This is a genomic window from Polaribacter sp. MED152, assembly GCF_000152945.2.
In the GTDB taxonomy this organism is placed as follows: Bacteria; Bacteroidota; Bacteroidia; order Flavobacteriales; family Flavobacteriaceae; genus Polaribacter.
Genome location: NC_020830.1, coordinates 308170 through 321363 on the forward strand (window position 1 = coordinate 308170; position 13194 = coordinate 321363).

Here is a 13194-nt window from a genome sequence, read left to right on the forward strand (position 1 = left end):
TATTTCCGGTAGCTAAAATAGAATAAAAATATCTAATTAAATTATATTTTTTTTATAAAAATAAAATCTCCTCCTTCATCTCCAGTTCTGCTAATAGGTGCGTATTGTGGTTGGTTATCTCCAGTAGTATTATTAATTACAGGATCTTCTATCATGTTAAATAATTGACCTGCAGACAAGTACTTTTGTGTGTTCTGATTTAATCTCTTTAAAAGATATTTCATAAACACACTTTCATTAGGTACTGTGGTTAAAGTTCCGCTTGTAATTGCTTTTCTACTTGGTAACTCATATTTTTTCTGAACAGCTTTAGAGGCAGTTTTGTAAGACCTATTTGTGGTTAAAATGCTACCACTAAAACAGGCATCAGAAATAAGTAGCGTATGTTTAGAAGGTATAGCTTTAATATAGGTAACTATACTTGTGTTTAAGATGATGTTCTCTTCGAACTCCATATTAGCATTAGAAGGCATCCAATAACCCTTTTCTGTAGTTTTATCATAATTTCCATGACCTGCATAAAAAATAACTAAATTATCATTGTTGCCAACTTTTCTGCTTAGTTTTATAAACTCTCTATTGATTTGGTTTTCAGTAGGGTTTTTAAGTACTGTTACATTTTCTTTAGCAAAACTATAGTTATTGGTTAGCACATCTGCCAGTGCTTGTGCGTCTTTAGTAGGTTCACCTTTTAAACTTTGAATGGTGGTGTCTGTATAATCACTAACCCCAATTATTAATGCATAATATTTCCCAAAACCAATATCTAAATCTTTTTTAGTAGAATTATCTGTAATTACATCTTGATCTATGTTTGGTGAAGATCTTTTAATTACAAATGTTTTTGTTGATGATGCTTGCTTTAAGTCTGTTGCTTTTACAATTAGATCGTTCTTACCATATTTTAAAGGAACATTTGCAACAAAAGAACCATTTTCTTGTACGTTAGCCTCAATACCATTTACGCTTATTTCATAAATACCATCTGCATCTGTGGCTTTACCTTTAACTAAAATTCTTTTAGCTTGTACTACTTTAAAACCTCTTTTTAAATCTACATTAGGTTCAGAAATAGTAACTACTGGTGGGTTATTGTAGCTTAAAGATTGATAATCTGCCTTTAAATAATCTACAGCAATTTTTCTATCATAATAAATAGTATAACCGAATTTGTTACCAAAAAAGGGTTCAAAAGGTGCTTCATTTACATATTGATCATTAATATAGAAACGTAACAAAGCTCCTGATTTAACTATTTTAATTTTGTTAGCTTTATTTTCTCCTTGTACAATTGCAGATGAATTTGTTAAAGGAATAATTTCTTTATACTCATCATTATCAAATTTTCTGTATTTGTAACTTCCATTTCCTGATAGTAGAAACGAAAATTCATTTGCTGAATTTTTTCTACCAAATGTAAGTCCATACCAACCATCAGAAGTATTTTTTTCGTTAATGGCTGTTTCTATAATAAAATCTTTACTGGTGTTTAAATTTAAGTCTCTACTTATAAAAATTCCGCCTTTTGTTTTTCTAGATAAAAGTAATTGACCATTTTTTAGAGCTACAGCATAATCTGTGGCATCATCTAAATTCCAATTATTATTGTTGTTATTAAAATTATCTACAAGAGGTACCTCAAGCATTTTTGCTTTCTTAGTGGTGTTTTTTGAGTTATTAGACTTGGTACTTATAGTTAAATAGTCTACAGCTACCTTTTGCTTATAGTAAATAGCAAACCCCAAGTAAGTGCCATAAAAAGGCTCAAAATCTATTTTAGTCAAGAAATTATTATTGATGTAAAACTTGTAATAATCGCCTTCTTTTTTAAGTTTTAAAACGTTTATACCCTTTTTAACACTAGAAGATTTTACCCACTTAATAATATCTTCATTTTTATTATTAACGGTTCTAGTTATCTTGTAATAACCAGTATTTGTAATTAGAAAATTAAAATAGTTTGTGCCTTTCTTACCCCAAGTTATACCAAAAGGCGAATTATTATCACCTGATAAATGTTCTAATTTAGTTTCAATTTCAAAGTCTTTTTCAGTATCAAAAGACTTATTTAAATTGGTTAACCATCCTTTTTCATCTCGCTTATGATTTAAATAATATTTGCCATTTGAAACAGTTAATTCTACATTCTCTGAGTTGGTTGTAGACCATTCATTTGAGTTGTCATTAAAGTTCTCTGCAAGTACTTCTGTAAAATTGCCATCTTTTTTATAATTGCTATTACCATCATCTTTTAAATACGCGATGCTTAAATAACCAACTTTTATTTTCTGTCTGTCATAAACAATAAAGCCAACTCTTTTACCAAAATATTCAGGGCTATATTCTGTATAAACTAAATTAGAATTGATGTAGTATTTTAAGTTATTACTTTCTTGTCTTACCTCTAAATAGTTGTATTGACCTATTTCGTTTTTAATGTAACTACTTTCTGTCCAGTTTTTTACATAGGTTGTCTCGCCGTTTTTAACTTTTTTAATATTGTAAGAACCGTCTGCAGATATAAAAAACTGATTTTGATTATCGTTATTTAATCTACCAAATACAATTCCGAAACCATTGTTGGTAACTCCACTTATTTTTTTGATTTGAGCTGAAATTTTAAAATCTCTTTTGGTATCAATTTCTTTTTCTATACTTGAAGACCAACCACCAAAATCTCTTTTATGGCTTAAATGATAATCACCTTCTTTAATTTCAAAAGTTCTATCAGCATCATCTACAATAGCCCAATTGTTATTATTATTGTTATAGCCTTCAAATAAAATAGTCTTCCCTTTTTTAGTAACTGTGTTTTTTTTAGCAGCTGCGCTTTTAGCCCTAATGTAGTCTATAGAAATTTTTTGATTTTTATATAAAGCAATTGCCATTTTTTTACCTACAAATACTTTATGAGTTGTAGAGAAAGCGTATTTATTATTTATATAAAAGGTTACAGTATTTCCCTTTTTAGTTATTCTAAGAATATTTGTACTGTAATTGCCAGTGTTAACAATGCTAGATTTGGTCCAACCTTTTAAAGTAGAGTAAGAGCCATTTATTGATTGTGCTACTCTGAAATAACCATTAGTAGCAATACCCAACTCTTTGTAATTGTTTGCGTCTTTATAATCGTATTTAAAGGCGATACCTGAGTTTTCTGAACCTGAAATTTTTTGAATTTTAGTTTCTATGTCAAAATCTTTAGAACTATCTAAATCAAAAGCAGCAGTTATTATTTGCCAGCTTTTTTCTGTTCTTTTATGTTCAAAATAATATTTACCATTGTAAATACTTAGTTCTGTATTAGAGGTGTTTTCTTCTGGCCAAGAAGTACCACCATCAAAATTTTCTTCATAAACATAATTGGTTTGAGAAAAGATGGAAAGGCTTATAAAATAGAAGAATACAAATATGGATTTTAAAGTTTTCATGGCGATTTTATTGGTGATTGACTTCAATAAAAATAGGAATAATTTTTGAAGTTGCATTTTTTGAGCTGGCATTAAAAGCAATTTTGTCTTGATTAAACTTGATATCTGACCCTTTGTACATCTTGCCTGATAACACTTTTTTAACTCTTGATACAAAATCTTCAGAACCGTATTTTACTTTAGTTACTATACTATTTATGTTTAATTTTTCTTTACTGTATAAAACACATAAAATATCTCTACCAGGTTTATTATCAAACTCTATAAAGTAATCTTCATTAGGTAGCGCAATTTCGCTATTAGTATAATTAAAGAAATCGCTATAACTACCAAATGGATATAATTTATTTACGGATTTATCTGCAGAACCATAACCTAATAAATAGACATAACCTCTTTGTTTACTGTTTAGATAAATACGAAATTGTGTGCCAGAAGTATATGATTCCTTTACTCTATACGTAGTTTTAGAGGCTTTAACAATGTTGAAATTTCTAGATGCACCTTCAGTTAAAGTTACTGGCATATTCTTACCAGAGCCTAATCTAAGCTGTAATTCACCTCCTAATTTATTTGATGCAACAATATTTTTATCCTTATCTATTGTTGGGTTTGGAGTATTAAATTGATCTATTATAACATAGTTCTCTCTTGCTTGAGCTTTATAATCTTCATATTTAATCCAAAAGAAACCCTTGTTGCCCCACCAAGAACCCCAAGAATTCATAATTTCGAAAGCACCTCCATATTTATTATCATCATAACCAACTACAACTAAGGCATGCCCTTTATTTCCAGGATTTTTCTTGTAAACATAAGTGCCTGGCTCAAATATTATTTTTCCATAGCCAAACAAACCAAATAAAACAGGATGGTTTTTAGAAATTGCTTTTTTAACATTATTTACAAGATTTGCGTTGTAACCTCTATCATTTAATTTTTCGAAATGACTAATTTTATGAGCACTTGCTTTACTCACCAGATAATTTGTAGGTTTAGTAGAGCAGTTATTTACATTATATGGAAAGTCTGAATTTTTAACCACTCCAAATTTCTTAAGAACCAAGGCAGCACTAGTAAGGCTTGAGCCTGTTTCACAATTTACATCTAAACTATTGTCTCTTTTTCTTGGGTTTTTTATGGAATTGTAAATAAATGCTGGAGAAAACGTGTTTGCATCTATTTTAGTTTTATTATTCTCCCAACCATTTTTTATAGCATAAGAGATGGTTCTGGCTCCATGTGCACTTGCCCAACCAACACAGGATGACTGTGAACCTTGACTTTTTGGAGTAGGGCAGTAGGTTTTTAAACTATAAGAAGTGGGCATAGCTTTAAAACTTCTAGTAATTAGTGGAACTGTTGTTGCAATGCTGGAATAATCTTCATCTGATGCTGGTTCTAGGCCAGTAGCAAATTGAGAAAAAGAATTGATTGCGGTGAAAAATAGAAACGAAATAAGAAGTAATTGTTTCATCTGTAAAGTTTTATGGTTGCTTAACAAAGTTATTTAATTAAAGCAAATAAAAAAATACGTCAATTGACGTATTTTTTTTAAAGTGTTTCTAAGCTAATACTTGCTTTATATCATAAATTACTTTGCCTCTAAAACAATGTAAGATTTTTGACCTTGAATTATTGCATTAAACAACTGTTTTAAACTGTTATACTCGTTAGGTCTAAAAACTTCTTTATTGATACTTAATCTTGTATAAATAGTAATTGTATTTTCTTTTTGACTAGCATTTAGAATGAAACTAGCATCCTTATTGGGTAAAGCAATTGCGACATTTTCTGGTAAAGAAATAACCTTGTAATTCTCAGGAATTGTTAATTTGATATAAAAATTCACCTTTCTAGTATAACCAAAATCAACTTCGTAATTTCTTTCCTTTAGTTGAAAAGGATTAGTTTCTAATTTATCATAAAAAAATGGATTAATCCTAATTTTGTTTTGAAGTTCTTCAGCTATATCTAAGCTAACATCGTAATTTTCAATAAGAGGTTTTTCTAGTTCATTTTCAAACTTTACATTATAATCGTCTACTTCTATATTTAAATTACTGTTTTCAAAACTCTCCAAATAACTATCTTCATCAGAGTTAGAAATACTTTTTCTTTTGTTGATAGCTTCATAACCTTGACTTCTTACCAATAAGGAACCAGAAATTTCTCCATCTTCATTTAAGGTTAGTTTGGCATTACTATTCTTTGCTGTTTTAATTCTAGATTTTAAATTTACCCAGTTGCTAGATGATTTAAAATTAATAACCCTTGCATCTGGTACTAGGCATCTTTCTGGCAATTGGCCAAAAGGTAAAAACTTATCTGTAGCATCTAAATAAAAGATTTTGCCATCTATTGTAACTTGAACAACTACATAATTAAAATCAAAAATTATAGGATATAATTTAGTTGGTAATCCATTATTTCTAGTTGATAATATTGTTAAATTACAATCAATATCAGCTGCATTTAAGCTATTGTATAAAGAAATGTTGATTTCACCTGCACTACCTACCTTATCATCAAATGCATCTTTTACACTTTCATCATTACTGTTCCAATATCTCTTGTTCCAAGTGTAATGATTTTTTATAAAATTAAATATGCTTTTTGCTTTTGAGTATTTATCTTGGTTGTTTAAAATGGATTCAGGTAATCTTTTTCTAAAATATTTCTTTTTAGAGGTTTGATTGTTAAAAAAAATGGTTTTAAGTTTTTTATCAGCATTCTTCCAACTAGTGGTGTACTTAGTGACAACGCCTCTAGGACTTGTATATGTTTTTAAATCGAAAGATAATTTAGAGATATAATTCTCTTTACTTAACATATAATTTTCTTCTTTAAAAGCGGGAATATCATACATTCCAAAAGAATAGACTGAACATTCACCATCACCTATACCCTCTATATAAATACACCCTTTTTTAAGCGATGCGTTATTCTTGTTTAATTTTTGAGTACCCGTAATTCTAATATTATAATTGTAGTTACCTAATATAGCTGCATCAAATTCACTTTTTATTTTTGGAATATCTGATTGAAAATACCAATCCTTAATTCCTAAATAAGGATTTAAAATACTGTATGAATATTCAATTACGCTTCCTTCTTTAATGTTAGGTAAAGTGAATTTTTTTCGAGTATAATTTGCTGATGGATTAGTTGTGTAAATATCCTGACTAGCTAATGATGTAGTGGTTTTTGCTCCAATATCACTTAAGTTGTAGGTTGTTGCCTTAATATCTATAACGCTGTTTTCTTTATACAAGTCTATATTAACTTCAGCTAAATCAAAAGCAGTTTTATCTAAAATTTTAATTCTGAAATAGAAATCTGTTCTTGTTTTATAGTCATTTTCTTTATCTAAATAAACATTAGCATGCTCATAAAGAACTACAGCTTTTGCAGTTGGGTCTTTATCATATTTGGTTAGCTTAACTTCGTCTAAAGTAGCTAAACCCATTTGAGTAGATTTTTCTTTTTGTGCTTGTAAAAATTGGAAGGTAATTAGTAGGAGGATTAGGGGTAACTTTTTCATTTTATAATCGTATTATCTTTTTTACTTTATTTCTGTTTAGGTAATTTTTTATTATGGTTTTTGCAATTTGTTTTTCCTCTATAGGTGTTAAGACAGATTTTAATATGTCTAAATTATTTTCTTGATAAGCCAAGTTTGTGTAACCATAACTATCAACTTGATTGTTTTCTATAAGAATTACTGCATGTTCTTCAACTTCTCTGCCTTTATCAATAAGTAAAAAATCATCATTGTTAAAGTCGTCAAAAACATGTTTAAACTTCTTCTTAAAGTTAAATTTTGGAGTTAACGCTTCTAATTCTAAGTAGTATTTTAAGCGCGTAAAAAGTTCGTTTCCTGTTTTGTCAAAAGAAACAGATGTAGCTCTTTCTTGTACTCTTACAGAACGTCTTGACGTTTTTATAAAAAGGTTATTTATTTCTGCTTTTATATTTTTTCCTTTACCAATATAAATTACTTTACCATTAGCATCATGAATATAATATACCCCTAAGACAGCAGGAATTTCTTCTATTAAGTTCTTTAATTTTTGCTTTTCTAGTCGTTTATCAAAATACTTTATGGCATTCTGAATAATTGTCTTTTTATGGTCTTTCTCAAGTAAAAGTTTAAATAATTTTACGGTAGCTAAAGCATCTCCTGTAGCTCTGTGTCTATCAGAAATTGGGATTCCTAAAGATTTGGTAAGTTTTCCTAAGCTATAAGAAGGTTGATCTAAAATTAGAGCCTGACTCAATTCTACAGTACACAAAGTATTTCTTTCAAAATCAAAACCTAGTCTATCAAATTCAGTTCTTAGAATTCTATAATCAAATGCTGAGTTGTGTGCAACAATAATACAGTTCTTGGTAATTTCTACAATTCTCTTTGCAACCTCGTAGAACTTGGGTGCATTTTTAAGCATTTTGTTATTAATACCTGTAAGTCTAACAACAAATTCTTGAATTGGTTTTTCTGGATTTATAAGAGAAATAAATTGATCAACTATTTCTTGACCATCATATTTGTAAATCGCAATTTCTGTAATGCCTTCTTCATTAAATTTACCTCCAGTAGTTTCAATATCTAAAATTGCGTACAAAATTCTCTTTTTCTTTTGTCGAAATTACTAATTATAATTCCTACTGCCAAATATTGCATTTCCAACTCTAATCATAGTGCTACCATTTTTAATGGCTAGAGCATAATCTCCACTCATTCCCATAGAAAGAATTTGTAAATTACAGTTAGGTAAATTTAAGTGTTCTTTCTGTTTATCAAAAAAGGTTTTAAGTGATGAAAACTCATTATTTAATTGATTTTCATCCGAAGTAAAAGTAGCCATGCCCATAAAACCAGCTACATTAATATTTTCTAAACCAGCAAACTCATCAGAATTTAAGATGGTTTCAATTTCTGAAAAAGATAAACCAAATTTAGAATCTTCTTCTGCTATTTTTGCTTGTAATAAGCAATTGATTGTTCGATTGTGTTTTTTTGCTTCTTTATCTATAACTTTAAGTGTTTTTAATTTATCTACACCATGTATCAAATCTACAAAATGAGCCATGTACTTTACCTTATTGCTCTGTAAATGCCCAATCATGTGCCATTGAATATCTTTTGGTAAAACATCATATTTGTCTACCATTTCCTGAATTTTATTCTCTCCAAATACTCGCTGTCCTGCATCATATGCTTCTTGCAAATCTGCTACAGGTTTTGTTTTTGAAACAGCAACTAAGGTTACATTTTCTGGTAAAGTAGCTTTTATTTTTTGTAGGTTTTTTTCAATCATTTTTATAATTCGTAAATGGTTAAAGCACTTCTAAGTTTCGGTTCAATAAAGGTAGTTTTGGGTGGCATTAATAAACCAGCATCTACTATGTTTTTGAGCTCATGAATTGTTGCAGGTAACATGCCAAAAGATACTTTAAATTCTCCTGTGTCTACTTTTGTTTTCAATTCTAGGCTACCAGTTTTGTTTTGCGAATACACAATTTTAGAATCGTTTCTAATATCTTTTATGCCTAAAATTGGATTTAACACAGTACTGAATAAAATTTGAGCATCTAAACTACTCAAAGCATCTGTAATTTTATAAGCTGATTTTTTTAAATTCAGCGCATAAAATTCACCATCTAAATACATACTAAATTGATTTTTTTCTGATGGTTTAAAAATTTCTTGATGCTTTTTTTGAATCTTGAAAACTTTAGCTAATTCATCTAAAAATTCTTTGGATGACAATCCATTTAAATCTCTAATGAATCTATTAAATTCATAAATAGCTAGCTGATTATCGGGTAATAAATAACTCATAAAATAATTATAAGCTTCATCACCTGTATGGTTTTTGTTTTCTGCTGCTAACTTTTTCGCTAATAAACAAGAAGAAGTGGTTCTATGATGACCATCTGCAATGTATAAAGTAGAGATGCTTTTAAAAGCTTCTGTAATTTGACGAATTTCTTCTTTATCATCTATTACCCAAAGAAAGTGTGTATTCTTGTCTGTAGTAGCAAACTCGTATTCAGGTCTTTCTTTTTTATGCTTTTTGATGATATCTTCTATTACCTTATTTTCAGGATAGGTAAGTAAAACAGGTTCTGCATTAAACCCCGTTTTTTTTAAATATTTCTCAAAAAGAACTTCCCTTTTTTGAAGAGTATCTTCGTGTTTTTTAATTACATTATTATGATAATCTTCTGCTGAAGTTGCAGAAATAATACCACAATAAGAGTTGGCTGGAGTATTATTTTGATAAATATAAAAAGCAGGATTATCATCTTTCGAGAAGTATTTACTACTTTTAAATTCGTTATATTTTTTTTGTACTAATTGAAATCTTTGTTCACTTGAAACTTCTTGATGGTATTTGTAATCTGGATTTAAAATATGCAAAAAACTAAAAGGATTAAAGTTTAGTTTAGCACCTAATTCTGCAGGAGTATAAGCTTCATAAGATTTTGAAGAAACCAAAGCAGCTTTGTCTCTACTTGGCCTTACAGCTTTAAACGGTTTTACAATTGCCATTAATATCTTTTAGTTTATAAGAAGATGTTTAGTTTAGTAATTTTATAATTTGATTCGCCAATTCTAAACCAACTCTTTCTTGTGCCTCTTTTGTTGATGAACCAATATTGGGAGAAAGTGAAATTTCTGGATTCATTAAAAGTTGAACAGCAGGTGTAGGCTCAGTTTCAAAAACATCTAAACCAGCATATTGTACTTTTCCACTTTCTATGGCACTTACTAAATCAACCTCATTTAAAATTCCGCCTTTGGCTGTGTTAATAAAGCCAACACCATCTTTCATTTTTTCAAATTCTGTTGATGTGATAATATAATCTTCATGGTTTGTTAAATGCAAAGAAATAAAGTCTGATTCTTTTAAAACATCATCTATAGCAGTTGTATGAATAGTAAAATCTACTTTTTGATTATTATAAAAATCTAAAGTGATAGTTGCTTCTTCAACAAAATCATCATAAGCCATTACATGCATACCTAAACCAATAGCAATTTTTGCTACTTCTTGGCCAACTTTATCAAAGCCTAAAATACCAATGGTTTTTCCTCTTAATTCTGTACCTGAAGCATAGGCTTTATTTAGGTCGTTAAATCGCATATCACCTTCTAAAGGCATTTCTCTATTAGACGAATGTAAAAAACGAGCCATACCAAACAAATGTGCAAATACCAATTCTGCCACTGAACTTGCAGAAGCGTTCTTAGGATTAATAACGTGTAAACCATTATCGATTGCAAAATCAACATCAATATTATCCATATTAACACTTGAATTTCCAATCAATTTTAAAGAAGGACAAGCTTCTATTAATTCTTGTCTAATTTGCGTGTTTTTGTTTACTAAAACTGCATCTATATTATTATCGTTTATAAAATTTTCTAGCTGATTTTGAGCAACTTTAGTAATATTTACTTCAAAACCTGCTTTTTCTAAGGCTTCAATTCCTTTTAATGTAATTCCGTCGTTTGCTAATATGATCATTATCTCTCTACAAATTCAATTTCCGAAAATCTATCGTTAAAGATTTTCTAAGTATAGTTAATTATTACGTTCTAGTTCTTGCATTACATCTACCAAAGCTTGCACACTATATAAAGGTAATGCATTGTACATGCTTGCTCTGTAGCCACCTACAGATCTATGGCCATGTAAACCATTTATATTTGCATCTTGCCACATTTTATCGAATTTTTCTGATAAAGATTCATCAGTTAGCACAAATGTTGCATTCATAATACTTCTGTCTTCTTTAGCTACAATACCTTTAAATAAAGGATTTCTGTCTATCTCTGCATACAAAAGTTCTGCTTTTTTCTCATTTACCTTTTCTATAAACGGAATTCCACCTAAATCTTTTAACCACTGTAAAGTAAGCATAGAAACATACACAGGAAAAACGGCTGGCGTATTAAACATGCTTTCTTTTTCTAAATGTACTTGATAATTTAGCATAGAAGGGATGTGCCTATTTACCTTGCCAAGTATTTCCTCTTTAATTATAACTAAAGTAGTTCCTGCAGGGCCCATATTTTTTTGAGCACCAGCATAAATTAAATCAAATTTTTCAAAATCTAGTTGACGCGAAAAGATATCTGAACTCATGTCACAAACCAAAGGAACATCGGTTTCTGGGAAACTTTTCATTTGAGTACCAGCTACTGTATTGTTACTTGTACAATGAAAATAATCTGCATCTTTAGGTATTGAATATTCTTTAGGTATGTAGCTAAAACCTTTATCTTTAGATGATGCTACTTCTACAATTTTACCAAATTCCTTAGCTTCTTTTATAGCTTTAGTAGACCATGTACCCGTGTTTAAATAAGCCGCTTTTTTGTTGAGTAAGTTGTAAGCTACCATTAAGAACTCCATACTTGCACCTCCATGTAAAAACAATGCTTTGTAACCTTTGTTTTCTAATCCTAATAGTTCTAAAGCTAAACTTTTTGCCTTTTCAATTACGTTTACAAATGGTTTACTTCTGTGAGATATTTCTATTAATGATAAATTATCATCATTAAAATTTAGAATGGCTTCAGATGCTTTTTGTAAAACTTCTTCAGGCAAAATACAAGGACCAGCACTAAAATTGTGTTTTTTCATACTCTATAATTTAGATAAGAATTCTAATGTGTTTACACCATCTGCATAATCTGTTAATTTTGGATGTTGTGTTTGCCCAAAAGCAACTTCATTTTCTATAAAATCTTTAGCAACAATACATTGAATTTTTTCTTTGTCTTCATGTAACTTGATTTTTAAATCGATCTCATTATCATAATACTCGTAAAAAATTGTAGCAATAGGAGAGGAGTAGCTTTCATCTTCCTTTATCATTAAAAAACCATTTTCTAATAAATCAAATTCGCTCATTAAATAAACAGCCTTATTGTAATCGTAATTATTGGCGTATTTAGCATTATTTATAATGTCTTTTCTAGAGTACATACCATTAAAAAAGGCATCAAAATTATAATCTTTTGGAACATATAATTTAGATACAGATCTACAGCCTAGACCAAAATACTGAAAAACATCATTCGCTAAACCATCATAATCATCATCGGTTTCATTGCCTGTTATTACTGCAACAGAGTTTCTACTTTTTCTTATAATACTTGGTTTATTTTTAAAGTAATACTCAAAATATCTAGCTGTGTTGTTACTACCTGTTGCAATAACTGCATCAAAGTTGGTTAATTTTTCTTCTGGAAAAGTGATTTTATTCTTAAAATCTTCATGAACATACTCTAAGTATTTAGCTAAAAAAGGTAGTAAATGCTTATCGTTAGAAGATTGCTTTATAACAACTTTATACCCAGAAATTAATACCGATAAAAAGTCGTGAAAACCAACTAAGGGTATATTACCAGCCATTATTATAGCAACTTGTTTTTCTGATTTTTGCTCGGGATTTACATCTTTAGTAAAATCCTTTAAGTTTTCTGTAGTTAGTGCTTCTGCCCAACTTTGTAGCGCAAATAAAATATTGTCTTTTGTAAACCAAGAATTGTTTTCTTGAGCTAATTTAATTTGATGCTGGAAGCCATCAAAAAATAAATCATTATGCTCAATATTTTGTTTTTTCTCAATTTTATTTGGAGAAAACTGACTTAAAAAGTCACCTAATTTTGCGAATGCAGTAATTCTGTTTTGAATACTAGTCATTTATTTGGTTGTCTATTATTTTGGCTTTATTTTTGCAA

Annotated in this window: 9 protein-coding genes; all 9 read right to left on the reverse strand. The window is 29.2% G+C overall.

What is annotated here, in order from left to right; genetic code table 11:
- Positions 1–41: 41 nt before the first annotated feature.
- Entirely contained in the window at positions 42–3431 is a 3390-nt protein-coding gene (locus tag MED152_RS13330) for a caspase family protein (protein ID WP_015480070.1), read from the reverse strand.
- 7 nt (positions 3432–3438) lie between these two features.
- A complete protein-coding gene (locus MED152_RS01470) occupies positions 3439–4908 on the reverse strand; it encodes a C1 family peptidase (RefSeq protein WP_015480071.1) in 1470 nt (489 codons plus the stop codon).
- A 117-nt stretch (positions 4909–5025) separates the two neighbouring features.
- Positions 5026–6975 carry a DUF3857 domain-containing protein gene (locus MED152_RS01475; RefSeq protein WP_041383282.1) on the reverse strand — a complete coding sequence of 650 codons (1950 nt, stop codon included), beginning with the start codon at positions 6973–6975 and terminating at the stop codon, positions 5026–5028.
- Between the two features lies 1 nt (position 6976).
- Positions 6977–8056 carry an exonuclease domain-containing protein gene (locus MED152_RS01480; RefSeq protein WP_015480073.1) on the reverse strand — a complete coding sequence of 360 codons (1080 nt, stop codon included), beginning with the start codon at positions 8054–8056 and terminating at the stop codon, positions 6977–6979.
- A gap of 27 nt (positions 8057–8083) precedes the next feature.
- Complete coding sequence (locus tag MED152_RS01485; RefSeq protein ID WP_015480074.1) at positions 8084–8752, reverse strand: YggS family pyridoxal phosphate-dependent enzyme; 669 nt, start codon at positions 8750–8752, stop codon at positions 8084–8086.
- Between the two features lie 2 nt (positions 8753–8754).
- Positions 8755–9990 (reverse strand): DUF1015 domain-containing protein, encoded by a 1236-nt coding sequence (locus MED152_RS01490; protein WP_015480075.1) that lies wholly within the window; start codon positions 9988–9990, stop codon positions 8755–8757.
- A 28-nt stretch (positions 9991–10018) separates the two neighbouring features.
- Positions 10019–10969, reverse strand: a complete 951-nt coding sequence (locus MED152_RS01495) for a D-2-hydroxyacid dehydrogenase (RefSeq protein ID WP_015480076.1) — start codon at positions 10967–10969, stop codon at positions 10019–10021.
- A 57-nt stretch (positions 10970–11026) separates the two neighbouring features.
- Positions 11027–12091 carry a 3-phosphoserine/phosphohydroxythreonine transaminase gene (gene serC, locus MED152_RS01500; RefSeq protein ID WP_015480077.1) on the reverse strand — a complete coding sequence of 355 codons (1065 nt, stop codon included), beginning with the start codon at positions 12089–12091 and terminating at the stop codon, positions 11027–11029.
- A 3-nt stretch (positions 12092–12094) separates the two neighbouring features.
- Positions 12095–13156 (reverse strand): acyl-CoA reductase, encoded by a 1062-nt coding sequence (locus MED152_RS01505; RefSeq protein ID WP_015480078.1) that lies wholly within the window; start codon positions 13154–13156, stop codon positions 12095–12097.
- Positions 13157–13194: the final 38 nt, after the last annotated feature.